Source organism: Streptococcus infantis, from assembly GCF_019929665.1.
In the GTDB taxonomy this organism is placed as follows: domain Bacteria; phylum Bacillota; class Bacilli; order Lactobacillales; family Streptococcaceae; genus Streptococcus; species Streptococcus infantis_H.
In genome coordinates, this window is the sequence record NZ_JAHZPZ010000006.1 from 32148 (window position 1) to 57543 (window position 25396).

Genomic DNA, 25396 nt, shown 5'->3' on the forward strand with positions numbered 1-25396 from the left:
GGAGAAACAACATGATCAACCGTTACTCTCGCCCTGAGATGGCGAATATTTGGAGTGAAGAAAATAAATACCGTGCTTGGCTTGAGGTGGAAATCTTGGCTGACGAGGCATGGGCTGAGTTGGGGGAAATCCCTAAGGAAGATGTGGCTTTGATTCGTGAAAAAGCGGACTTTGACATTGACCGTATTTTGGAAATTGAGCAGGAGACTCGCCACGATGTGGTTGCCTTCACACGTGCGGTTTCTGAGACTCTTGGTGAAGAGCGCAAGTGGGTCCACTATGGTTTGACTTCTACTGACGTAGTCGATACTGCCTACGGTTACCTTTACAAGCAAGCTAACGACATCATCCGTCGTGACCTTGAAAACTTCACCAACATTATCGCTGACAAGGCGAAAGAGCACAAGTTCACCATCATGATGGGTCGTACCCACGGTGTGCATGCGGAGCCGACAACTTTTGGTCTGAAATTGGCCACTTGGTACAGCGAAATGAAGCGCAACATCGAGCGTTTCGAGCATGCGGCTGCTGGTGTGGAAGCTGGTAAGATTTCTGGTGCGGTTGGGAACTTTGCCAACATCCCACCATTCGTTGAAAAATACGTCTGCGACAAGCTTGGTATCCGTGCTCAAGAAATCTCTACACAGGTGCTTCCTCGTGACCTTCACGCTGAGTACTTTGCGGTTCTTGCTAGTATCGCAACTTCCATCGAGCGTATGGCGACTGAAATCCGTGGTCTTCAAAAATCAGAACAACGTGAAGTGGAAGAGTTCTTTGCCAAAGGTCAAAAGGGTTCATCTGCCATGCCTCACAAACGTAATCCTATCGGTTCTGAAAACATGACAGGTCTTGCGCGTGTTATCCGTGGTCATATGGTGACAGCCTATGAGAACGTCGCTCTTTGGCACGAACGTGATATTTCTCACTCATCAGCTGAGCGTATCATCACACCAGATACGACTATTTTGATTGACTACATGCTTAACCGTTTCGGAAACATCGTCAAGAACCTGACGGTCTTCCCAGAAAACATGATCCGCAACATGAACTCTACATTTGGCCTTATCTTCAGTCAACGTGCGATGTTGACCTTGATTGAAAAAGGCATGACCCGTGAGCAAGCTTACGACCTTGTTCAGCCGAAGACAGCTCAATCATGGGACAACCAAGTAGACTTCAAACCACTTCTTGAAGCAGATCCAGAAGTAACATCACGTTTGACTCAAGAAGAAATCGACGAAATCTTCAACCCAACTTACTACACCAAACGAGTGGATGAAATTTTCGAACGCATCGGTTTGGGTGACTAATCATAAAACAAAAAAGCGAGATTGTATCTCGCTTTTTATTTATGCTTAATCTTTTTTCTTGCTAAGTCCATAAGCTGTGAGTGCAGCCATGAGACCTGTAGCAATCAACCATTCTGAACCTTGGCTTCCTGTCTCAGGAAGTTTATTTTCTTTTGCCACAGGAGTTGGGGCTTGAGGAAGAGCTTTGTTTTCCTCGGCAGGAACAGTTGCTGGAGCTGGTTTACTTGGAATTTCTAATTTAGGTTTTTCTTCTGCAACAGGAGCCGGTATATTTGGAATCTCTAGTGCTGGTTTTTCTTCCGCAACAGGAGCTAGACCTTTTTCATCTCCCACATGTGTTACAGGAGTACCAATTTCGATGATTTGAGTAACTGGTTCTTGAGCGACAACACTAGTAACCAATGTTTTCACTTCGCTTCCGTCAGCAGCAGTAGACACAGAATAGAAATGACTACGACGTCCCTTAACACCTTCAGTTACGACACGAGTTTCTCCCTTAGGTAATGCATCCGTTTCACGAGTGATAGTTGTAAACGGAATTTCTTCGTCCTCGATGACAACACGTGGTTTGGCATCTGCAACAGGAGCAACTCCTTCTTCGTCTCCTACATGTGTTACAGGAGTCCCAACTTCGATGATTTGAGTAACTGGTTCTTGAGCGACAACACTAGTAACCAGTGTTTTCACTTCGCTTCCGTCAGTAGCAGTAGACACAGAGTAGAAATGACTACGACGACCCTTGACGCCTTCAGTTACGACACGAGTTTCTCCCTTAGGTAAGGCATCCGTTTCACGAGTGATTGTTGTAAATGGAATTTCTTCGTCCTCGATGACAACACGTGGTTTGGCATCTGCAACAGGAGCAACTCCTTTTTCGTCTCCTACGTGAGTGACAGGAGTTCCGATCTCAACCACTTGATTGACAGCTTCTTTTGTGACTTTTTCTTCAAGAACTGTTTCGGTTTCCTTACCATTTTCAGTAGTAACTGAGACGTAGATTGTACGTTCACCTTTGGCACCTTCAGTGACAACTTTTTCTTGTCCTGCTGGAAGGTTAGGGTTTTCCTTCTTAACAGTCTCAAATGGGATTTCTTCCGTTCTTGTGATAAGCTCTGGTCGGTTTTCAACGTTGGCAGCAACTTCATTTTCATCAAGGCTTCCTGAATGAGTTGCAGCTGGTTTGAGACCAAGTCTTGCAGCTTTAAGGTTGGCTACAAGTGTATCCAATTCAGCCTGTTTATTACGGTTGAGATTGTAGTTCAGAGCATCTTTAGCAGCCTTGAGAGCATCGAGGCTTTCTGTGCTATATCCTTCTAAGTTTTCAGGGATTTGAGCAAGTTCCTCGCGTAGAGCCTTGTAGTCAGCACGGAAGTAGTCTTTGTTGTGGTCCGCAAAGGCAGTCATCAGTTCAAAGATTTCTTCTTCCTTGTATTCAGCGCTTGGTCTATCTGCCCAGATAGCAACCATACTACCAACAGTAGGTAGGTCGACTTCAGGGTATTTAGTCGATGCTAGTTGATTAAATGGAGTTTTTTCAGTATTTTCGATAGCTTTCTTGAGGAAACCACCACCATCTTCAGGTTTTTGGCCGAGGATATAGTACCAATCTCCATTAGTGTTAAGGAACTTATACCCCTTGCTTGCTAGATATTGAGGAGATGCAAGGTTATAACCCCACCAACCTTTAGACCAGTAAGAGATGATAACATCTTTATCAAACTCAACATCGTCTTTATCTTCATAGTAGAAACCATCGTTAAAGGCCATTGGTTGCAGACCTTTTTCTTTAGCCATGGCAGCTAGACCATTAGCATAATCTGCAAACTTACCATAGAGTCCATACCACTTGAGGTAGTACCAACCTTGAGCGTTAGTAGCGTCGTTGGCATACTCATCTGTACCATAGTTAAAGATCTTAGTCTTGCCTGCAAAGAAATCCATGTACTTACCGATAAGGGCTTTTGTAAAGTTCATAGCTTCTTCGTTTTCAAGGTCCATCGTTGTTTTTGAAACCTTGTCAAAATTAGCTTGAGGGTTTGCAATGCCCAATTTTTCCATAGCGACAAGCATAGCATCCATGTGACCTGGGCTGTTGATAGCAGGGATAATTCCAATGCCTCTATCCTTAGCATATTTGATAAGTTCAGTGATTTCAGCCTGATTCAAAGTTGTTCCGTTTGGATCGTCGTAGTAAGACTTTGTTCCTTCAATGATGGCATTTTTTACATCGTCACTTGCATAGGTCTTGCCGTTTGCGGTGATTGTCATGTCATCCAAGAGGAAGCGAAGTCCATCATTTCCAAGGAGGAGATGAAGGTCAGAGTAACCAAGTTCGCTGGCTTTATCTACGATACGTTTGAGTTGGTCTAGAGTGAAGTATTTACGTCCAGCATCGATTGAGATAACCTTGTTTTTGGCAAGTTTTTCAACTTCACGTTTGGCATCTTCTTCTTTTTGAGCTTCTGGTGTGAAGGTTAAGTTGCTAACGGCTTCTTGGAGTTTTGCAATTGCTTGGTCAATGCTATCTTGTTCAGCGCGACTAAGGTTGCTATCAAGAGAGCGAATGGCTTTTTCAGCTTCTTTAACGGCAGCAATACTTTCTGCAGTATAGCGACTAAGGTCAGTTGGCACTTCTTTAAGAGCTTGTTCAGCAGACTCGTAGTCAGCGGCGAAATATTCAGCATTTGAGTTCGCGAATTGACGCATGAGTTTGAAGAGGCGAGATGGAGAGTAGCGGGCAGATGGAGTATCGGCCCAAGCAGCTACCATACCACCGATGATAGGGATATCAGCACCTTCAGTTTTTGGAACAGAAGTAATCGGTGTGCTCTTAATACCGTTCAAACCTTGGTCTAGGTTATACCAACCCTGTCCATCAGCATTACGGCCGAGAACGTAGTACCAAGCATCATTAGTATTGAGGATTTCGTGCCCTTTTTCAACAAGTAGTTTAGAAGAAGCGACATCGTAACCGCCCCAGCCACCAGTCCACATAGACACGATGATGTCTTTATCAAAGGTACCAAAAGTAGTATCGCTATTATAGTAGATACCATCATTGAAAGCCATTGGTTTCAGACCGTGAGATTTGACGATACGAGCTAGGTCATTAGCATAGGCGATGAATTTATCATAACCCTTGTCTGGGAAACCATCTTCTGGATACCATTTATAGGCTTGAAGTACACTCCATCCCTTGGCATCCGTAGCATCATTAGCATACTCATCCAAACCGATGTTAAAGATTTCAGACTTGCCAGCAAAGTAAGCAGCGTATTTATCAATCAAAGCTTTTGTGAAGGCAACTGCTTTTTCGTTGTCAAGGTCAACTGTACGTTCTGATTCTTTACCAAAGTAGTTGAAGTTAGGTTTTTCAATGCCAAGTTCTTTCATGGCATTAAGGATAGCATCCATGTGACCAGGGCTGTTGACTGTTGGGATAAGCCCAATACCTTTATTCTTAGCATAACCAATCAAGTCGGTCATTTGGCTTTCAGTTAGGTGATTACCATTTGGATCGTTGTAGTAGGCATTGGTTCCATTTTCAACAGCACGTTTGACATCATCGCTTGCGTAAGTTTTGTCACCTACAGTTAGAGACATATCATCAAGCATGAAGCGCAAGCCATCGTTTCCGACTAAAAGGTGAAGATCAGTATAGCCATAGTGTTTGGCTTTGTCGATGATTTCTTTCAGTTGGTCTGGAGAGAAGTATTTACGTCCAGCATCGATAGAAACAATTTTCTTTTTAGCCAGTTTTTCATTCACTTGAGCTGCTCGTTCTGTAGCGACTGCAGGTGCTTCGACCTTAGCAACTTCTTTGTTTTCTTCTTTTTCTTTTTCTTTTTCAGATTCTGTCTTCTTAGCTTCTTCAGTAATTTCTTCCTTAGCTGGAGTTTCTTCTGCTCTGACTGGTTCTGCTACGGCAGGTGCAGGAGCAACATCAACTTTTGGAGCTTCAGTAGTTGCTACTGGAGCAGCTGGAGTAGCGTTTTCTGTTGTTGGAGCAGTCTCGAGTTTTTCTTCACTCGTTGGTGGAGTGACTTCTCCAGTAGTTTGGACAGCAGGCTGATTTTCTGTTGGAGCAGGTAGGACTCCGTCAGCAGCAACAGCTTGCGCCTGAAAGGCAAATCCGATCAATACAGAAGCTGCTCCGATTGCATATTTACGAATAGAGAAGCGCTGTTTATTTTCTGGTTTCATTAAAAAACCTCCCCTTTTATATTTTTGATAGCGTTTTCACATACTAACTCTATTGTATGTTCTAACTAAAATAAAGTCAAGTTTTTGAGGAAATTACTATAAAAAATAGAATAATTTATAAATTAAGATGTATTTTTCTAATTTTGACTATTTTTTAGTAAAAAGGTTACTAATTATAGAATTGCTTGAAATGCTATTTCCAGGGAAGGGAGCTGATGCTATAATGGCTATATAAAAACCCTGAGACAGTTGCCTCAGGATTTTTATAAATTAGTGACCACGGTCACAAGAAATGAATTTAATTTTGTAGAAATCAGAACGTTTATAAGTTTCGATGTATTCCAAAACTTGACCAGTTGCTTCAAGCTGAGTTGTCTTAGTTTGGAAAACAGTTGGGAATTTAGTGTCGATTCCTAAAATAGAAGCGGCATGTTTTGGAGTTGGAAATACAATTTCGTTAATTTCTTCAAAATGCTCGTCATTCATGTGAATGTGGTAGTCCAATTTGAAACGAGTATAGATAGAACTATAGTATTCAAGATTTGGATAGTTGGCATTGATGTATTGTTCAGGAATGTATGAATTGTGATAGATATAGGTAACACCATTTGTTTCACGAACACGTTCAATCTTATAATAGAATTGATCGCCGCGTAGGCCAAGTTTTTCTAAATATTTAAGATCGTTCCCACGTTCGATAGAAAGAACAGTTACTTTATCATCTTTGGTTTCGAAGATTTCCACATCAGAAAATTCAACGAGTTTGTGTTTACGTGCACGAGCTACGAAAGTTCCTTTCCCTTGTTGGCGGACAATATATCCATCTTTGGCAAGGTCGTTCAAGGCGCGAACTACTGTGATTGAACTAACATCATACATGGAAATCAATTCTGCTTCAGTGTAGAACTTATCTCCACTAGCAAATTGACCAGAAATGATCTTATTTTTCAATTCGTCTTTAATGTATTGATACTTTGGAATTGCCATATTTTCACCTCATTTTTTTCCTTCTCCACTTATCATTTTAACATAAATTCTTAAAAATAGCTGAAAAGCACTTAAAAAAATTAAAATATCGGAATAAGAATTTAGGATAGATATAAATAATTCGTGTTTTCCTCCTTAATTTCATTAGTTTTTCAGAATGTTGATTTTATAGGATTTGAGAAGAGTTTTAGAAAAGATTCAGTAAAAAAATAGAAAAATTTTAAAGAAAATTTCAAAAAGTATTGACATTAATCCCCGATTAGTTTATAGTTGATATAACAATACATGAAAGCGCAAACTTTTCGCTTTTAGGGGAGGAAGAATGGCAAGATTTGAAATTAAAGATGATTTCTATCTGGATGGGAAACCATTCAAGATTTTGTCTGGCGCCATTCACTATTTTAGAGTTCCTGCGGAAGGTTGGCATCATTCATTGTATAACCTCAAGGCACTAGGTTTCAATACGGTTGAGACTTATGTTGCTTGGAACATGCATGAACCTGCTGAAGGTAACTTTAACTTTGAAGGCAATCTTGATTTAGAGAGATTTCTTCAAACTGCACAAGATTTGGGCTTATATGCAATTGTACGTCCTTCTCCATTTATCTGTGCAGAATGGGAATTCGGTGGTTTACCAGCATGGCTCTTGACCAAGGATATGAGAATACGGTCATCTGACCCAGCTTTCATTGACATGGTTGGTCGCTACTATGATCAGTTGCTTCCACGTCTAGTTCCGAGATTATTGGAAAACGGTGGGAACATTCTCATGATGCAAGTCGAAAATGAGTACGGATCCTATGGCGAGGACAAGACCTACTTGAGGGAAATTCGACGTTTGATGGAAGAACGAGCAGTTACTTGTCCGCTTTTCACATCAGATGGACCATGGAGAGCAACTCTTAAGGCTGGAACCTTAATTGAGGATGATCTCTTTGTGACAGGGAACTTTGGTTCCAAGGCTGCTTACAATTTCTCACAGATGCAAGAATTCTTTGATGAGCACGGCAAGAAATGGCCACTCATGTGTATGGAATTCTGGGATGGCTGGTTCAATCGATGGAAAGAACCAATCATCAAGCGTGAACCTGAGGAATTAGCAGAAGCTGTCCACGAGGTTCTAGAGCGAGGCTCTATCAACCTATACATGTTCCACGGTGGAACTAACTTTGGTTTTATGAATGGTTGTTCAGCTCGAGGAACCATTGATTTACCACAAGTAACATCTTATGATTATGACGCTCTTCTTGATGAAGCTGGAAATCCAACTGCTAAATATTTCGCAGTGAAAGAAATGATGGCGACTTACTATCCTGAGTATCCGCAATCTGAACCGCTTTACAAAGAGAGTATGGAAGTAGAAAACATTCCACTGGTCGAGAAAGTTTCCTTGTTTGAAACCTTGGATAGCCTGACAAGTCCTATCGAAAGTCTCTATCCTAAGAAAATGGAAGAGCTAGGACAAGGTTACGGCTACCTACTCTATCGTACGGAAGCAAGTTGGGATGCAGATGAAGAACGCATTCGAATTATTGACGGACGTGATAGAGCTCAACTCTTTATCGATGGCAAACGAGTGGCAACACAGTACCAAACAGAAATCGGTGAAGATATCTTTTATCAAGGCGAAAAGAAAGCGCTCTCTAGATTTGACATCCTTATTGAAAATATGGGGCGTGTCAACTATGGACACAAATTCTTAGCAGATACACAGCGAAAAGGAATTCGCACAGGTGTTTGTAAAGATTTGCATTTCTTGCTCAACTGGAAGCAATATCCACTTCCTCTTGATAACCCAGAGAATATTGATTTCTCTAAGGGATGGACAGAAGGGCAACCTGCCTTTTACGCTTATGACTTTGAAGTTGAGGCGCCAAAGGATACCTACATAGACTTATCTGAGTTTGGTAAAGGGATTGCTTATATCAACGGACATCATCTAGGTCGTTTCTGGAATGTCGGTCCAACCTTATCTCTTTATATTCCACATAGCTATCTCAAAGAAGGTGCCAACCGCATCATTATCTTTGAAACAGAAGGGGAGTATAAGGAACACATACATTTAACTTGTAAACCTACACTAAAACTTATAAAGGGGGAAAACTTATGACAATTGTAGGATGCCGTATCGATGGGCGCTTAATTCACGGACAAGTAGCAAACCTTTGGTCTGCTAAACTTAATGTTTCACGTATCATGGTCGTTGACAATGATGTTGTGAACAACGACGTTGAAAAAAGCGGCTTGAAACTCGCAACACCACCAGGTGTAAAACTTAGTATTTTGCCAGTTGATAAAGCAGCAGCGAATATCCTTGCTGGTAAATACGATAGCCAACGTCTTTTGATTGTAGCACGCAAACCTGACCGTTTCCTCGGTTTGGTAGAAGCAGGTGTGCCACTTGAAACTGTCAATGTCGGCAACATGTCTCAAACACCAGAAACACGTGCGATCACACGTTCTATTAACGTTGTTGATAAAGACGTAGAAGATTTCCACAAATTGGCGGAAAAAGGTGTTAAACTTACTGCTCAAATGGTTCCAAATGATCCAGTTTCAGACTTTTTGAGCTTATTAAAATAGGAAAAAATTTTTAGGAGGTCATTGTTATGATACAATGGTGGCAAATTTTACTTCTCACTCTGTACTCAGCTTATCAAATCTGTGATGAGTTGACGATCGTTTCTTCTGCAGGTTCCCCTGTATTCGCTGGTTTCATTACTGGTTTAGTCATGGGAGATTTGACAACTGGTTTGTTTATCGGTGGTAGCTTGCAGTTGTTCGTACTTGGGGTAGGTACCTTCGGTGGTGCTTCTCGTATTGACGCAACTTCTGGTGCGGTTCTTGCGACTGCTTTCTCAGTTTCACAAGGAATCGAAACAGACCTTGCGATCACTACAATCGCTGTACCAGTAGCAGCACTTTTGACTTACTTCGACGTACTTGGTCGTATGACTACAACATTCTTCGCTCACCGTATTGACGCTGCGATTGAACGCTTTGACTACAAAGGAATCGAACGTAACTATCTTCTTGGTGCGCTTCCTTGGGCTCTATCTCGTGCCCTTCCAGTATTCTTCGCCCTTGCTTTCGGTGGAGAATTCGTACAAGGTGTTGTAAACCTTGTTAAAGAATACCAATGGGTTGCAGACGGTTTGACTCTTGCAGGTCGTATGCTTCCAGGTCTTGGATTCGCTATCTTGCTTCGTTACCTTCCAGTTAAACGTAACCTTCACTACCTTGCTATGGGATTTGGTTTGACAGCTATGTTGACTGTTCTTTACTCAAACGTACAAAGTCTTGGTGGAGCAGTTGCTGGTATCATTAGCACTCTTCCTGCTGAAGTTGCTGAAAAAATTGGCTTTGTTAACAACTTCAAAGGATTGTCTATGATCGGTATCTCTATCGTGGGTATCTTCCTTGCAGTTGTTCACTTCAAGAACAGCCAAAAAGTTGCTGTAGCAGCACCTTCTACACCATCAGAAAGTGGGGAAATTGAAGATGACGAATTCTAATTACAAATTAACAAAAGAAGATTTTAATCAAATTAACAAACGTAGCTTGTTCACTTTCCAATTGGGATGGAACTACGAACGTATGCAAGCATCAGGTTACCTATACATGATCTTGCCACAATTGCGTAAAATGTATGGAGATGGAACTCCTGAGTTGAAAGAAATGATGAAAGTTCATACTCAATTCTTCAACACTTCACCATTCTTCCACACAATCATCGTTGGTTTTGACCTTGCCATGGAAGAAAAAGATGGCGTTGTCTCTAAAGATGCGGTTAACGGTATCAAGACAGGTTTGATGGGACCATTCGCTCCTCTTGGAGATACTATCTTTGGTTCACTTGTACCTGCTATCATGGGATCTATCGCTGCAACAATGGCTATCGCTGGTCAACCTTGGGGTATCTTCCTTTGGATTGCAGTTGCAGTAGCGTATGACATCTTCCGTTGGAAACAGTTGGAATTTGCCTACAAAGAAGGGGTTAACCTTATCAACAACATGCAAAGTACTTTGACAGCTTTGATTGAAGCTGCATCTGTACTTGGTGTGTTCATGATGGGTGCTCTTGTAGCAACAATGATCAACTTTGAAATTTCATACAAATTGCCAATCGGTGAAAAGATGATTGACTTCCAAGATATCTTGAACTCAATCTTCCCACGTTTGCTTCCAGCAATCTTCACTGCCTTCATCTTCTGGTTGCTTGGTAAGAAGGGTATGAACTCTACAAAAGCTATCGGTATCATTATCGTGCTTGCCTTGGCTCTTTCTGCCTTTGGTAAATTTGCACTTGGAATGGGCGCATAATTTATGACGAAATCATTAATTTTAGTGAGCCACGGTCGTTTCTGTGAAGAACTTAAAGGTAGCACAGAGATGATTATGGGACCACAAGATAACATTCATGCGGTCGCTCTTCTTCCAGAAGATGGACCAGAAGAATTTACTGCTAAGTTTGAAGCTGCTGTTGAAGGATTGGATGATTTCCTAGTCTTTGCGGATCTTCTTGGCGGAACTCCATGTAACGTGGTGAGCCGTTTGATTATGGAAGGTCGTGACATTGAACTTTATGCAGGAATGAACCTTCCGATGGTCATTGAATTTATCAATGCAAGCCTAACTGGCATGGATGCGGACTATAAGAGTCGTGCTTCAGAAAGCATTGTGAAAGTTAATGATTTATTGGCTAGCTTCGACGACGATGAAGATGAATAATACTCTTCAAAAATCAAATTCAAACCACGTCAGCTTCGCCTTGCCGTATATATGTTACTGACTTCGTCAGTCTTATCCGGCAACCTCAAAGCAGTGCTTTGAGCAACCTGCGGCTAGCTTCCTAGTTTGCTCTTTGATTTTCATTGAGTATAAGATGTGATTGCGTTAAAACGTTAAATCATCTTATAGAAAATATACATGGGAATGGGAGCGACTCCCATTCCCATGTTTTCAATCATGAAACAATATTAGATTAGAGGTTTTCAATGCTAGATTATACAAAAGAAGATTTGCTTGAGTTGGGAGCAGAGATCACCACACGCGAAATTTACCAACAACCAGATGTTTGGAAGGAAGCTTTTGAATCCTATCAAGCCCGTCGTGATGAAATTGCAGCCTTTTTGCAAGGAATTGCAGATAAACATGACTACATTAAGGTTATCCTGACTGGTGCTGGGACTTCGGCTTATGTAGGTGACACCTTGGTTCCTTACTTCAAGGAAGTCTATGACGAACGTAAATGGAATTTTAACTCTATTGCGACAACGGATATTGTTGCCAATCCACAAACTTATTTGAAAAAAGACGTGGCAACTGTTTTGGTATCATTCGCACGTAGTGGAAATTCACCTGAGAGTGTAGCAACGGTTGACCTGGCTAAGGCCTTGGTTGACGAGCTTTATCAAGTAACGATCACTTGTGCGGCTGAAGGGGAATTAGCACTTCAAGCTCACGGTGACGATCGCAACCTCTTGCTCTTGCAACCGGCAGCTTCTAACGATGCTGGCTTTGCTATGACATCAAGCTTTACTTCAATGATGTTGACAGCCCTTTTGGTCTTTGATCCAACTGAATTTGCTGTTAAAGCTGAACGTTTTGAAGTGCTTTCTAGTCTTGCTCGTAAAGTTCTTGACAATGTGGCAGATGTGAAAGAATTGGTTGACCTAGACTTTAACCGAGTGATTTACTTAGGTGCAGGTCCATTCTTCGGACTTGCTCACGAAGCCCAGCTCAAAATTTTGGAATTGACTGCTGGTCAGGTTGCAACTATGTATGAAAGCCCAGTTGGCTTCCGTCATGGTCCAAAATCTCTTATCAATGAAGATACTGTAGTTTTAGTCTTTGGTTCTACAACAGATTATACTCGTCAGTATGACTTAGACTTAGTTCGTGAAGTTGCAGGTGACAAAATTGCTCGTCGCGTTGTTCTCTTGAGTGACCAAACTTTTGGACTTGAAAATGTCAAAGAAGTAGCACTTGGTTGTGGCGGTGTCTTGAACGATATTTACCGTGTCTTCCCTTACATCGTTTATGCCCAACTCTTTGCCCTTTTGACTTCGCTTAAGGTTGGAAACAGACCTGATACACCATCACCTACAGGTACAGTAAACCGCGTCGTTCAAGGTGTTATTATTCACGAATTCAAATAATAAGGAGAAAAGGATGAAAACATACACAGAACGTGTATTTGGGAAAGTTGATGGCAAGGATGTTGTCGCTTATCGCTTTGAAACGGAAGCAGGCTACCAACTAGAAATCATGACCTATGGTGCAACGATTCTACGCTATGTAACTCCTGATAAGGCTGGTAATTTTGCCAATGTTATCCTAGGCTTTGATGATTTTGATAGCTATGTAGGTAACAGTCCTAAACATGGAGCGAGTGTAGGTCCAGTTGCAGGTCGTATCGCAGGTGCGACATTCGAATTGAATGGGAAAACCTATGAACTCGAAGTCAATAACGCAAGCAACTGTAACCACAGTGGTTCAACAGGTTGGGATTCTAGTTTGTTTGAGCTAGTCGAGGTGAGCGACCATGGTTTGACTCTTTACACAGAAAGAACAGACGGTACAGGAGGTTTCCCTGGGAACCTTAAAATTTGGATTAGCTACCACTTGGAAGAAACTGGTGCCTACGAAGTTAGCTACAAGGTAACGACGGATCAGGATACCTTGGTTAATCCGACCAACCATAGCTACTTTAACTTATCAGGTGATTTCACTCAGACTGTTGACCGCCATGTATTCCAACTGAATACAGAAGGTATTTATCCAATCGCTCCTGACGGTGTCCCAGCTAAAGCTCCAGATGCTGATCGTGATGTGGTCAAACATATCTACAATGGCGCCTTGTTGAAAGATATCTTTGCAGAAGAAGATGAGCAAATCCAACTCGTATCTGGTTTGGACCACCCATTTGCTCTGCCTGCAGGACATGACAATGCTGGTTTCCTCTATGACCAAGGTTCAGGTCGCTTCCTTCTCTTCAAGACAGAAGCTCCTTGCTTTGTAGTTTACACCGCAAACTTTGTGGATGAGAGTGTCATTATCGCTGGTCAGCCGATGATTCAGCACAATGGAATTGCTCTTGAAGCGCAGGCTTTACCAGATGCTATTCACAGTGACCTGAAAGATCAAGTCATTCTAAAAGCAGGAGAGACTTTCACTAGCAAAACTCGTTACGAAATTGTCGTTAAATAATAAAAATTCTCTGAAGTCATAGGATTTCAGAGAATTTTTTATTATTCTTCATCTGGTGTGAGAATCATCGGAATGATGATTGGTTCACGTTCAGTGTTTTCGTAAAGGAATGGTCGAATGGCGTTTACGATAGCACCATTGACAGACTGGACGCTGGCATCCTTGTTTTTCAAAGCGATACGAATAGCATTGAAAAGGATGCGCTGACTTTGACGGATCAAGTCGCCAGATTCGCGCATGTAGACGAAACCACGACTAAGGATATCTGGTCCAGAAATAATCATCTGAGACTCAAAGTCTACCGTTGCGACAGCAAGTACGACACCGTCTTCGGATAGGTCTCGGCGGTCTTTTAGGACTGCCGCACCGATTTCGCCGATCCGATTTCCATCGACGTAGATATCTTGAGCATTGAAATGACCAGCGATACGAGCAGAGTTTGCAGTAAGGGCAAGGACATCACCATTGCTCATGATAAAGATATTGTCCTTCTCAACTCCAGTATCTACGGCAAGTCCAGCGTGGACTTTTTGCATGCGATATTCACCGTGAACAGGCATGAAGTATTTTGGTTTGATGAGGCGGAGCATGAGTTTCTGTTCTTGCTGACCACCATGTCCAGATGTATGGATGTTGTTAATCTTACCATGGATGACTTCAACACCAGCTTCAGAAATGATGTTAATCAGCTTGTTAACGCTAGTGGTGTTTCCAGGGATTGGACTAGATGAGAAGATAACCGTATCGCCAGGTTGGAGTTGCACTTGACGGTGGGTTCCGTTAGCGATACGAGAGAGAGCCGCCATAGGTTCACCCTGGCTACCTGTACAAAGGATAAGAATCTCACCCGCAGGGTAGTCTTTGATTTCATTTGGTTCGATGAAGGTTCCCTTTGGCGCCTTGATGTAGCCAAGTTCGATTCCGTTAACAATAGCCTTTTCCATAGAGCGTCCAAAGACAGCAATCTTACGCCCTGTTTTAACAGCGGCATCGGTCGCTTGTTGGAGACGGAAGATATTTGAGGCAAAGGATGCAAAGATGATACGTCCCTCGATACCTTGGATAATCTTCATAATAGACTGACCAACGACCTTTTCAGAGTTTGTAAAGGTTGGCACTTCAGCATTTGTTGAGTCAGAGAGTAAGCAAAGCACTCCGTCTTCACCTAGGGCTGCCATACGGTGCAAGTCTGCAGGTTCACCAACTGGTGTAAAGTCAAACTTGAAGTCACCGGTACAGACGATTTTTCCTTGAGGTGTGTGGATAACAATTCCCAAAGGTTCTGGGATCGAGTGAGTTGTTCTAAAGAAAGTTGCTTTAAGATTTTTAAAGGTCAACTCGGTGTTGTGGTTGATTTCGTGAAGTGTAGCATTGCGCAAAAGGCCATGCTCTTCGAGTTTTCCACGGATTAAAGCGAGAGCTAGTGGACCTGCATAGATAGGGATATTTGCTTGCTTGAGCAAGAAAGGAATCCCACCAATATGGTCCTCGTGTCCGTGGGTAATCAAGAGAGCCTTGACGCGGTCGATATTTTCGACAATGTAAGAGTAATCAGGGATAACGTAGTCGATACCAAGCAAGTCATCCTCGGGGAATTTAATCCCTGCATCAACGATGATGATTTCGTCTTGGTATTCGATTCCGTATGTATTTTTACCGATTTCTCCTAGACCACCAATGGCAAAAACGCCCACTTCTTCTGGTTTAAGAGTATAGGCCATATTAGAACTCCGTAATTTCGAATGCGCCAGTTTCTTTTTCGTAGTCTAGCAATTTGTCTGACAAGAGCTCGATATATTCAACGTTGAATTCTGGACGGTTTTTTTCAACAAGTTCACGGGCAATGATACGTCCCTCAAGTTCTGAGCTGGCATCAATGTCTAAGTAAAGTGAGCGTGTTGTTTCACGACGTGGGCTACGGTCTTTTGTTTCTTGATAAAAAACTTTGTAAATCATGTGTTTCCTTTCTGTTTTCAGGTCAGCTGTATTCAAAAAATTACCAGCTTGCAGCTGTTTGTTTCTATTTCATTTTCTGCCTGTATTGACCTTGATTCGTTACAATTATCTCAATTATAACATAAAAAGGGGAATTAGTAAAAGCAGGAAACATGAAAGTAAGGAGCTTGAAATGTGTTTCATTTTGCCCGATACAAGTATTTGAAGACTTTGGAATCACGTGCTATAATAAAGTTAGAAAAGAGGTTTTTCCTTATGAAGGAGGGCAGGATATGTTTCAACTAGCTATTATCATTCGTCTTCTGGCCTTTGCGGGATTTGTTGCCTGTGTTTACGGAGGAAATGTTTTGTATACTCGGCTGGAGTATCGGAAAGCCAAGCTCATTTGGAAGATTAGCTTCGTGACTCTGTATTCGTTTTTCCTTCTCTTAGTGACCTATGTGGTCTGGTTTGTATTTTACTTTGGCTTGAATACTTAAGTGCTTGTCCTGTCTGTTTGGCAGGACATTCTTGTTTGGAAACAAAGAAAATTCCCATGTGTCGGCTTTTGTAGTATAATAGTAAACAGACAAAAAGATAGGAATGTGTTATGAAAGTATTAGCTTTTGATACGTCCAGTAAGGCTCTGTCTTTAGCCATTTTAGAGGACAAGCAGCTTCTTGCTGAGACCACGATTAATATCAAGAAAAATCACAGTATTAGCCTCATGCCTGCTATTGATTTCTTAATGGATAGTCTAGATTTGACACCCAAGGATTTGGATCGAATCATCGTGGCTGAAGGGCCTGGTAGCTATACAGGTTTGCGAATCGCAGTAGCAACTGCCAAGACCTTGGCTCATACCTTAAACATTGAGTTAGTAGGGATGTCTAGCCTTTTAGCTCTGCTACCGAATCAACAGGAAGGTCTGGTTGTTCCCTTGATGGATGCACGCCGTAACAATGTATACGCAGGATTTTATGAACATGCTCAACCTGTCTTTCCCGAAGCTCACCTGTCTTTCGAGGAAGTCCTTGAGCAAGTCAAGGATGCTGAACAGGTGACCTTTGTTGGAGAAGTGGGTCCCTTTGTGGAGCAGATCCAAGAACAATTACCACAGGCTAACTATCAAGAAACCTTGCCAAATGCAGCTAATCTTGCTCTTTGGGCATGGGATAAGGAAGCAGACTCCTTGCACGATTTTGTGCCGAATTACCTCAAGCGTGTCGAAGCTGAGGAAAATTGGCTCAAGAACCATACGGAGTCTGGCGAGTCTTACATTAAACGCCTATGATAGAAATCAAACGAATCCAACAGCAGCCTGATGTGGCACAAGCTATCTACGAAGTGATGACGGACGTTTATCCCGTCAGTCCTTGGACGTTGGAACAAATCCAAGCAGACCTGTCTCAAGACCAGACTTGGTATGCTTTGGCTTATGATGGGGAAGAAGTGATAGGTTTTCTAGCAATTCAGGAGAATCTTTTTGAAGCAGAAGTCTTGCAAATCGCTGTCAAGAAAGCTTATCAAGGTCAGGGGATAGCCTCAGCCTTGTTTGCAACATTGCCGACAGACAGGGAGATTTTCCTCGAAGTTAGAAAGTCCAACCACCGAGCGCAAGCATTTTACAAGAAAGAAAAAATGGCGGTCATCGCTGAGAGAAAGTCCTACTACCATGATCCAGTTGAGGATGCCATTATCATGAAGAGAGAAATAGATGAAGGATAGATATATTTTAGCATTTGAGACATCCTGTGATGAGACCAGTGTCGCCGTCCTGAAAAACGACGACGAGCTCTTGTCCAATGTCATTGCTAGTCAAATTGAGAGTCATAAACGTTTTGGTGGCGTAGTGCCAGAAGTGGCTAGCCGTCACCATGTCGAGGTCGTTACAGCCTGTATCGAGGAGGCGTTATCAGAAGCAGGAATTACTGAAAACGATGTGACAGCTGTGGCGGTTACCTACGGACCAGGCTTGGTCGGAGCCTTGCTAGTTGGCTTGTCAGCTGCCAAGGCCTTTGCTTGGGCTCATGGACTTCCTCTGATTCCTGTGAATCACATGGCTGGTCATCTCATGGCAGCTCAAAGTGTTGAGCCTTTGGAATTCCCCTTGTTAGCCCTTTTAGTCAGTGGTGGACACACAGAGTTGGTCTATGTGTCTGAGGCTGGTGATTACAAGATTGTTGGCGAAACACGTGATGATGCAGTTGGTGAGGCCTATGATAAGGTCGGTCGTGTCATGGGCTTGACCTATCCAGCAGGTCGTGAGATTGACGAGTTGGCCCATAAAGGTCAGGATGTGTATGATTTCCCGCGTGCCATGATTAAGGAAGACAATCTGGAGTTTTCATTCTCAGGTTTGAAGTCCGCCTTTATCAATCTTCATCACAATGCCGAGCAAAAGGGAGAAAGCTTGTCCAAGGAAGACCTATCTGCATCCTTCCAAGCAGCAGTTATGGATATTCTCATGGCAAAAACCAAGAAAGCCTTGGAGAAATATCCTGTTAAAACTCTAGTTGTGGCTGGTGGTGTAGCAGCTAATAAAGGTCTTAGAGAACGTTTGGCGGCTGAAATCACCGATGTCAAGGTTATCATTCCACCTCTACGTCTCTGCGGAGACAATGCAGGTATGATTGCCTATGCCAGTGTTAGCGAGTGGAACAAAGAAAACTTTGCAGGCTTAGACCTCAATGCCAAACCTAGCCTGGCATTTGATACCATAGAATAAAGAGTCAGCTTGAGGCTGACTTTTTTGTTTGGACAAATGCGCGAGTTTTTTAGTATAGTAGAAATATGAGATTAAAAAAAACAATGAGAGTTGTGCTTGCTCTTGGAGCTTTATTGCTTTGTATGTCAGCTTGCCAGGATATTCCAAAGACACAATTGATTCTATTTGAGTCACTGTCATTCAATATGCCCCTTAAATCTCTTGAAAAAGTGTTTGGAGAAGCTGATGAAGTGATAGAAGAAACGGAAACCGCCTTTCGGGACACTTGGCATGCAAGGGATCCTTATTTCTATAAAACAGGCCGGCTTTTCTATCATTACGAAAATATTGCATTGAATGGTTATACAGGTCGAGCGGATTTCACATTTTCAAAATCACATCGCTTGGAAGAAGTGACAGTTCATATTCCTGTAGCTTCAAAAATGGAGCAACAAGTAGCGCTCTACAATTTATCCCAGACTATAAAAAAAGAAATTGAAGCTCTTCCGACTTTCAAATCCGTAACTACCGAGACAGTAGGATTATACGATGATGGCTATCGCTATAAAGTCAAATTGCAAGGCCAAAGGAGAGAACTCTGGGTTGATGTCTACCCGATAGAAGATGAATATACTGAAAAAAATGAAGGCTATAAGTATAGAATTCGAATTGATCAATTTCTCATGTATCCATAATGAACCATACTGTTCAGGGTCTGATACTTGCTATTAGTTTCAAATTCCAGACTGTTTTCTCCTCTTTGAATGTGTTATAATAATTTTTCTGTGACTGTCTGGAAAGTAGTTGATGAAGGAATGAATAGTGAGGAGGTTTATGAAAGAAAAAGGATTTTGGGAGGGGGCACAGGCTGCAGTGCCGACCGCTTTAGGCTATGTCAGCATCGGACTTGCTTGTGGGATTATCGGGGCTCCATATGTAACCCCTGTAGAGATGGGCTTGATGAGTCTCTTTGTTTATGCTGGAAGTGCCCAGTTTGCCATGCTGGCCTTAATTGCAGTCCAAGCGCCTGTGGCTGCTATTGCCATGACGGTCTTTTTGATCAATCTACGGCTCTTTTTATTGAGTTTACATGCATCGACCTATTTCCGTCATACTAGTCTCTGGCATAATATCGGAATGTCTAGCCTCTTGACGGATGAGACATACGGGGTCTTGATGGGCGAGCTGGTCCATACGGAAAAGGTTAATCCTATGTGGATGCACGGAAACAACCTTAACAGCTATCTAGCTTGGTTTGTCGGAACTGTTGTCGGGACTGCTCTAGGTGGACTTTTGCCAAATCCGGAAGTTATTGGTCTAGATTTTGCCCTAGTGGGGATGTTTATCGGGATTTTTACTTCCCAGTTTCAAATTATGCAAAAACGGATTCCCTTGCGCAACCTCTTCATCATTTTAGGAGTTGTTGCCCTTTCCTTCTTTATGCTTTTGACAGTGGTGTCTCAGTCACTAGCTGTTCTGTTTGCGACCTTGCTAGGTTGTACCATGGGGGTGGTCTTGGATGGTCAGTAAGTATATTTTAATGGCAATTATCTTCTCTGGCTTGGTGACCTGGATTCCAAGAATGATTCCTTTCATACTTGCTAAGTACAAAGGATTACCAGTAATCGTAGAGCGTTTTTTGAAATTTTTACCTGTATCTATTATCTTCGCCTTGATTCTTTCAAGTGTGGTGACAGGAAAAATCGGAAGCTTCCCACAGATAAAATGGTTAGACTTGATAGCAGTCTTTCCAACAGCCTTAGTCGCCTTTCGTTACCGCAATCTGGTGGGGACGGTTCTCTTTGGAGTGGTCTTGATAGCAGTCCTACGCTTGGTTTTTTAATCAGCCATAAAGAAAACCTATGGCAAATATAGAAATCATATAATGGCGCAATTGCTTTTTTTCTGTTAAGATAAGACTGTATCTTATTTTGGAGGAAATATCATGAAAAAAATCGTTAAATATTCATCACTTGCTGCCCTAGGGCTTGTTGCCGCAGGTGTATTAGCAGCTTGCTCAGGTGGTGAGAAGAAAGATGCTGCATCTGGTGAAGCAACATCTGGTAAGAAAGAAATCGTTGTAGCAACTAATGGATCGCCAAAACCATTTATCTATGAAGAAAATGGTGAATTGACAGGTTACGAGATTGAGCTTGTTCGTGCTATCTTTAAAGACTCAGACAAGTATACTGTCAAGTTTGAAAAGACAGAGTGGTCAGGGATTTTCCCAGGACTTGATAGCGATCGTTACCAAATGGCCGTTAACAACCTTAGTTATACCAAAGAACGTGCAGAGAAATACCTCTACGCAGCGCCAACTGCTAAAAATCCTAACGTTCTTGTTGTGAAGAAGGACGACACTAGCATCAAGTCTCTTGATGATATCGGTGGAAAATCTACTGAAGTCGTTCAAGGAACAACCTCAGCAAAACAATTGGAAGCATACAACACAGAACATGCGGACAATCCAACTATCCTTAATTATACTAAGGCAGATTTCCAACAAATCATGTCTCGTTTGAGCGATGGACAATTTGACTATAAGATTTTTGACAAGATCGGTGTAGAGACAGTTATCAAAAACCAAGGTTTGGATAATTTGAAAGTCATCGAACTCCCAAGTGACCAACAACCTTATGTTTATCCACTTCTTGCCAAAGGTCAAGATGAGTTGAAGGCTTTTGTGGACAAACGCATCCAAGAACTTTATAAAGATGGAACGCTTGAAAAACTATCTCAACAGTTCTTTGGTGGCTCTTACCTGCCAGCAGAAGCTGACATTAAATAGTTGTATGAAATCATCTAGTCTGAGAAAGGCGGATGATTTCTCAATTTTTAGGCATATAGTTTCAAACTATATGCCTGCCTATCTAATAACAATTTGCGAAATCAAATAAAGTATGAGATACTATTACGGTATTATTTTTAAAGGAGAATGAATCATGAAAATCAAAAAATGGTTAGGTGTAGCAGCGATTGCTACAGTAGCAGGCCTTACACTTGCAGCTTGCGGAAATTCAAACAAGAAAGCGGACAATACAACTACAGTTAAAATCGCAACTGTAAACCGTAGCGGTTCAGAAGAAGCACGTTGGGATAAAATCCAAGAACTAGTTGAAAAAGACGGAATTAAATTGGAATTTACAGAGTTTACAGACTACTCACAACCAAACAAAGCAACTGCTGATGGTGAAGTAGACTTGAACGCTTTCCAACACTACAACTTCTTGAATAACTGGAACAAAGAAAACGGTAAAGACCTTGTTGCGATTGCAGATACTTACATCTCACCAATCCGTCTTTATTCAGGTTTAAACGGAAGTGAAAACAAGTACACTAAAGTGGAAGAAATCCCAGATAACGGTGAAATCGCAGTACCTAACGATGCTACTAACGAAAGCCGTGCTCTTTACTTGCTTCAATCAGCTGGTTTGATTAAGTTGGATGTTTCAGGAACTGCACTTGCGACAATCGCAAACATCACAGAAAATCCAAAGAACTTGAAAATCACTGAATTGGACGCTAGCCAAACAGCTCGTTCATTGTCATCAGTTGATGCAGCTGTTGTAAATAACACTTTTGTTACAGAAGCAAAATTGGACTATAAGAAAGCACTCTTTAAAGAGCAAGCTGATGAAAACTCAAAACAATGGTATAACATCATCGTTGCGAAAAAAGATTGGGAATCATCACCTAAAGCTGATGCAATCAAGAAAATTATCGCAGCTTACCACACTGACGAAGTGAAAAAAGTCATCGAAGAAACTTCAGATGGCTTGGATCAACCAGTTTGGTAATAAACACAGGGAGGTGGGAGAGATTTTTTCCGCCTCTTGCTTTTATATAGAGCCTAAAACAAATGAAATTCACTTGTATTGATTCTAAAGGTACAAGTCCTAGTAGAAAGGTAGAGAGAAAATGGTTTTCCCTAGCCAAGAAGAACAAATTGAAAAGTTTGAAAAGGATCATGTAGCGCAACATTATTTTGAAGTTTTGCGTACCTTGATTTCTAAAAAATCAGTCTTTGCCCAACAAGTCGGCCTGAAAGAGGTGGCTCGTTATCTAGGTGAGATTTTTAAACGTGTTGGTGCAGAAGTTGAGATTGACGAGAGCTATACAGCGCCTTTTGTCATGGCACATTTCAAAAGTTCACGGCCAAATGCCAAAACTATCATTTTCTACAACCACTATGACACAGTACCAGCAGATGGTGATCAAGTTTGGACCGAGGATCCTTTTACACTCTCTGTGCGTGATGGCATTATGTATGGACGCGGGGTTGATGATGACAAGGGGCATATCACTGCTCGCTTGAGCGCTCTGAGAAAATACATGCAACATCACGATGATCTTCCAGTCAATATCAGCTTCATCATGGAAGGGGCAGAGGAGTCTGCCTCTATGGATTTAGATAAATATTTAGAAAAACATGCGGACAAACTCCGAGGCGCAGATTTATTAGTCTGGGAACAAGGAACAAAGAATGCTTTAGAACAGTTAGAAATCTCTGGTGGAAACAAGGGGATTGTGACCTTTGATGCCAAGGTCAAGAGTGCAGACGTCGATATCCATTCTAGCTATGGTGGAGTCATCGAATCAGCTCCATGGTATCTCATTCAAGCTTTGACTAGTCTTCGCGCTGCCGACGGCCGTATCTTGGTAGAAGGCTTGTACGATGATGTGCAGGAACCAAACGAACGAGAGTTGGCCTTGGTTGAAACCTATGCCCAACGCAATCCAGAGGAAATCAGCCAGATTTATGGCTTGGAATTGCCACTTTTACAAGAGGAACGCACAGCCTTTCTAAAACGTTTCTTTTTTGAGCCAGCGCTCAATATCGAAGGAATTCAGTCTGGTTATCAAGGTCAAGGAGTAAAAACAATCTTGCCAGCAGAGGCTAGTGCCAAGCTAGAAGTCCGTTTGGTTCCGGGGCTTGAACCCCATGATATTTTGGAGAAAATCCGAAAACAACTAGACAAAAATGGCTTTGATAAGGTAGAATTGTACTATACTTTGGGTGAGATGAGCTATCGAAGTGACATGAGTGCGCCGGCCATTCTCAATGTCATTGAGCTAGCCAAGAAATTTTATCCACAGGGTGTATCTGTCTTGCCAACAACAGCTGGTACAGGTCCAATGCATACGGTATTTGATGCCTTAGAAGTACCTATGGTTGCATTTGGCCTAGGAAATGCTAATAGCCGAGACCATGGTGGAGATGAAAATGTGCGAATCGCCGATTATTACACCCATATTGAATTAGTAGAGGAGCTGATTAGAAGTTATGAGTAGAGACATTATCAAATTAGACCAGATTGATGTGACTTTCCACCAAAAGAAAAGAACCATCACAGCGGTCAAGGATGTGACCATTCACATTCAAGAAGGGGATATCTACGGGATTGTAGGATATTCTGGAGCAGGGAAATCAACCCTAGTTCGTGTTATTAACCTTTTACAAAAACCATCTGCAGGTAGAATTACTGTTGATGATGATGTGATTTTTGATGGGAAAGAAACCTTAACTGCCGGGCAATTGCGTCGTAAGCGTCAAGATATTGGGATGATTTTCCAACACTTTAACCTTATGAGTCAAAAAACGGCCGAGGAAAATGTAGCCTTTGCCCTCAAACACTCTGGACTCAGTGAGAAAGATAAGAAGGCTAAAGTGGCTAAGTTGTTGGACTTGGTTGGTCTTGCAGACCGTGCCGAAAACTATCCCTCACAATTATCTGGAGGTCAAAAACAGCGTGTAGCCATTGCGCGTGCCTTAGCTAATGATCCAAAAATCTTGATTTCGGACGAGTCAACTTCAGCTCTTGATCCAAAGACGACAAAACAAATCTTGTCACTCTTGCAAGAATTGAATCGTAAACTAGGCTTGACTATTGTCTTGATTACGCATGAAATGCAGATTGTCAAAGACATTGCTAACCGTGTGGCAGTCATGCAGGATGGTCGCTTGATTGAAGAGGGCAGCGTTCTTGAAATCTTCTCAGATCCTAAGCAACCATTGACCCAGGACTTTATCTCAACGGCTACTGGTATCGATGAAGCTATGGTCAAGATTGAAAAGCAAGAAATCGTGGAGAACTTATCTGAAAATAGCATTTTGGTACAACTCAAGTATGCAGGTGCTTCTACAGATGAGCCACTTTTGAATGAATTATACAAACACTACCAAGTAACAGCCAATATTCTCTATGGGAACATTGAAATTTTGGATGGTACTCCTGTGGGTGAGCTTGTGGTTGTTTTGTCTGGAGAAAAAGAAGCACTGGCAAAAGCTCAAGAGGCTATCCATCAGGCTGGTGTGCAACTAAAAGTATTGAAGGGAGGACAGTAAGATGGCAGACTTGATCCAAACATATTTACCAAATGTCTATAAGATGGGCTGGTTAGGCCAAGCAGGCTGGGGAACAGCAATTTACTTAACGCTTTATATGACAGTTCTTTCCTTTATCATTGGAGGATTCCTAGGACTAGTTGCAGGACTTTTCCTCGTCTTAACTGGACCAGGTGGCGTCTTAGAAGATAAAGTTGTTTTTTGGGTTTTGGATAAGATTACCTCAATCTTCCGTGCAGTTCCATTTATCATTCTCTTGGCAGTCTTGTCACCCTTCTCTCATTTGATCGTAGGGACAAGTATCGGTCCAAATGCGGCTATCGTACCTCTATCTTTTGCAGTTTTTGCCTTCTTTGCTCGTCAGGTTCAAGTAGTTTTATCAGAGCTTGATGGCGGTGTCATTGAAGCGGCTCAAGCAAGTGGAGCGACATTCTGGGATATTGTGGGTGTTTACCTATCAGAAGGACTTCCAGACTTGATCCGAGTGACGACTGTAACCTTGATTTCACTAGTCGGTGAAACAGCTATGGCGGGAGCAGTTGGGGCTGGAGGTATCGGTAACGTAGCGATCGCTTATGGTTTTAACCGTTACAATCACGATGTGACTATCCTTGCAACCCTCATCATTATCTTGATTATCTTTACGATTCAGTTCTTGGGAGACTTCTTGACCAAGAAATTAAGTCATAAATAAAA

Annotated in this window: 24 protein-coding genes; 20 read left to right on the forward strand and 4 right to left on the reverse strand. The window is 42.0% G+C overall.

The genetic code is table 11. From position 1 onward, the window contains the following. The first annotated feature begins 11 nt into the window (after positions 1–11). Positions 12–1310: an adenylosuccinate lyase gene (purB, locus tag K1I61_RS08195; RefSeq protein WP_223334707.1), complete on the forward strand. Its 1299-nt coding sequence runs from the start codon at positions 12–14 to the stop codon at positions 1308–1310. Between the two features lie 45 nt (positions 1311–1355). Here purB and K1I61_RS08200 read toward each other — a convergent pair whose 3' ends face one another. Further along, positions 1356–5513, reverse strand: a complete 4158-nt coding sequence (locus K1I61_RS08200) for a family 20 glycosylhydrolase (protein ID WP_223334709.1) — start codon at positions 5511–5513, stop codon at positions 1356–1358. A 270-nt stretch (positions 5514–5783) separates the two neighbouring features. Then, positions 5784–6500, reverse strand: coding sequence for a GntR family transcriptional regulator (locus K1I61_RS08205; RefSeq protein ID WP_006153065.1), 717 nt, complete (start codon positions 6498–6500; stop codon positions 5784–5786). Positions 6501–6822: 322 nt separating this feature from the next. Between K1I61_RS08205 and K1I61_RS08210 the strand changes: the two genes are divergently transcribed. The 7 genes from K1I61_RS08210 (at position 6823) to K1I61_RS08240 (ending at position 13712) form a co-directional block, all read left to right on the forward strand. Further along, the gene (locus K1I61_RS08210; protein WP_223334712.1) at positions 6823–8610 is read left to right on the forward strand and encodes a glycoside hydrolase family 35 protein; all 1788 of its coding nucleotides are present in this window, start codon (positions 6823–6825) and stop codon (positions 8608–8610) included. Then, a complete protein-coding gene (locus tag K1I61_RS08215; RefSeq protein ID WP_004250394.1) occupies positions 8607–9083 on the forward strand; it encodes a PTS sugar transporter subunit IIB in 477 nt (158 codons plus the stop codon). Before K1I61_RS08210 ends, K1I61_RS08215 begins: the two co-directional genes overlap by 4 nt. 26 nt (positions 9084–9109) lie before the next feature. Beyond that, positions 9110–10015: a PTS mannose/fructose/sorbose/N-acetylgalactosamine transporter subunit IIC gene (locus K1I61_RS08220; protein ID WP_004250396.1), complete on the forward strand. Its 906-nt coding sequence runs from the start codon at positions 9110–9112 to the stop codon at positions 10013–10015. After that, positions 10002–10823 carry a PTS system mannose/fructose/sorbose family transporter subunit IID gene (locus K1I61_RS08225; protein ID WP_006152801.1) on the forward strand — a complete coding sequence of 274 codons (822 nt, stop codon included), beginning with the start codon at positions 10002–10004 and terminating at the stop codon, positions 10821–10823. Before K1I61_RS08220 ends, K1I61_RS08225 begins: the two co-directional genes overlap by 14 nt. Positions 10824–10826: 3 nt before the next feature. Next, positions 10827–11231, forward strand: a complete 405-nt coding sequence (locus K1I61_RS08230; protein ID WP_000167445.1) for a PTS sugar transporter subunit IIA — start codon at positions 10827–10829, stop codon at positions 11229–11231. A gap of 266 nt (positions 11232–11497) precedes the next feature. Further along, complete coding sequence (locus K1I61_RS08235) at positions 11498–12661, forward strand: SIS domain-containing protein (RefSeq protein ID WP_223334714.1); 1164 nt, start codon at positions 11498–11500, stop codon at positions 12659–12661. A 13-nt stretch (positions 12662–12674) separates the two neighbouring features. Next, positions 12675–13712 (forward strand): aldose epimerase family protein, encoded by a 1038-nt coding sequence (locus K1I61_RS08240; protein ID WP_223334716.1) that lies wholly within the window; start codon positions 12675–12677, stop codon positions 13710–13712. 41 nt (positions 13713–13753) lie between these two features. Here the strand turns inward: K1I61_RS08240 and rnjA are convergent, their stop codons facing one another. Both rnjA and K1I61_RS08250 read right to left on the reverse strand, forming a co-directional pair. After that, positions 13754–15433, reverse strand: a complete 1680-nt coding sequence (rnjA, locus tag K1I61_RS08245) for a ribonuclease J1 (protein WP_004250408.1) — start codon at positions 15431–15433, stop codon at positions 13754–13756. Position 15434: 1 nt separating this feature from the next. After that, positions 15435–15668 carry a DNA-dependent RNA polymerase subunit epsilon gene (locus K1I61_RS08250; protein ID WP_006149161.1) on the reverse strand — a complete coding sequence of 78 codons (234 nt, stop codon included), beginning with the start codon at positions 15666–15668 and terminating at the stop codon, positions 15435–15437. Between the two features lie 272 nt (positions 15669–15940). Between K1I61_RS08250 and K1I61_RS08255 the strand changes: the two genes are divergently transcribed. The 12 genes from K1I61_RS08255 to K1I61_RS08310 all read left to right on the forward strand — a co-directional run bounded on the left by K1I61_RS08255 (position 15941) and on the right by K1I61_RS08310 (position 25394). Beyond that, a complete protein-coding gene (locus K1I61_RS08255) occupies positions 15941–16147 on the forward strand; it encodes a hypothetical protein (RefSeq protein WP_223334718.1) in 207 nt (68 codons plus the stop codon). A gap of 110 nt (positions 16148–16257) precedes the next feature. Next, positions 16258–16941 carry a tRNA (adenosine(37)-N6)-threonylcarbamoyltransferase complex dimerization subunit type 1 TsaB gene (gene tsaB, locus K1I61_RS08260; protein WP_223334720.1) on the forward strand — a complete coding sequence of 228 codons (684 nt, stop codon included), beginning with the start codon at positions 16258–16260 and terminating at the stop codon, positions 16939–16941. After that, complete coding sequence (rimI, locus tag K1I61_RS08265) at positions 16938–17375, forward strand: ribosomal protein S18-alanine N-acetyltransferase (RefSeq protein WP_223334722.1); 438 nt, start codon at positions 16938–16940, stop codon at positions 17373–17375. Before tsaB ends, rimI begins: the two co-directional genes overlap by 4 nt. After that, positions 17365–18375, forward strand: a complete 1011-nt coding sequence (tsaD, locus tag K1I61_RS08270; RefSeq protein WP_223334724.1) for a tRNA (adenosine(37)-N6)-threonylcarbamoyltransferase complex transferase subunit TsaD — start codon at positions 17365–17367, stop codon at positions 18373–18375. Before rimI ends, tsaD begins: the two co-directional genes overlap by 11 nt. 65 nt (positions 18376–18440) lie before the next feature. Then, the gene (locus K1I61_RS08275; RefSeq protein ID WP_223334726.1) at positions 18441–19049 is read left to right on the forward strand and encodes a hypothetical protein; all 609 of its coding nucleotides are present in this window, start codon (positions 18441–18443) and stop codon (positions 19047–19049) included. Between the two features lie 139 nt (positions 19050–19188). Further along, positions 19189–19884: an AzlC family ABC transporter permease gene (locus K1I61_RS08280; RefSeq protein ID WP_006153005.1), complete on the forward strand. Its 696-nt coding sequence runs from the start codon at positions 19189–19191 to the stop codon at positions 19882–19884. Beyond that, entirely contained in the window at positions 19874–20197 is a 324-nt protein-coding gene (locus K1I61_RS08285) for an AzlD domain-containing protein (RefSeq protein WP_006152935.1), read from the forward strand. The genes K1I61_RS08280 and K1I61_RS08285 overlap by 11 nt, the downstream gene beginning before the upstream one ends. A gap of 102 nt (positions 20198–20299) precedes the next feature. Continuing rightward, positions 20300–21142, forward strand: a complete 843-nt coding sequence (locus K1I61_RS08290; RefSeq protein WP_006149171.1) for an amino acid ABC transporter substrate-binding protein — start codon at positions 20300–20302, stop codon at positions 21140–21142. Positions 21143–21296: 154 nt separating this feature from the next. Next, complete coding sequence (locus K1I61_RS08295; protein WP_223334728.1) at positions 21297–22151, forward strand: MetQ/NlpA family ABC transporter substrate-binding protein; 855 nt, start codon at positions 21297–21299, stop codon at positions 22149–22151. Between the two features lie 121 nt (positions 22152–22272). After that, a complete protein-coding gene (locus tag K1I61_RS08300) occupies positions 22273–23646 on the forward strand; it encodes a M20 family metallopeptidase (protein WP_223334730.1) in 1374 nt (457 codons plus the stop codon). Next, positions 23639–24700: a methionine ABC transporter ATP-binding protein gene (locus K1I61_RS08305; RefSeq protein WP_223334732.1), complete on the forward strand. Its 1062-nt coding sequence runs from the start codon at positions 23639–23641 to the stop codon at positions 24698–24700. The genes K1I61_RS08300 and K1I61_RS08305 overlap by 8 nt, the downstream gene beginning before the upstream one ends. A 1-nt stretch (position 24701) precedes the next feature. Beyond that, on the forward strand, positions 24702–25394 hold the full coding sequence (locus K1I61_RS08310) for a methionine ABC transporter permease (protein ID WP_223334733.1): 693 nt from the start codon (positions 24702–24704) through the stop codon (positions 25392–25394). Positions 25395–25396: the final 2 nt, after the last annotated feature.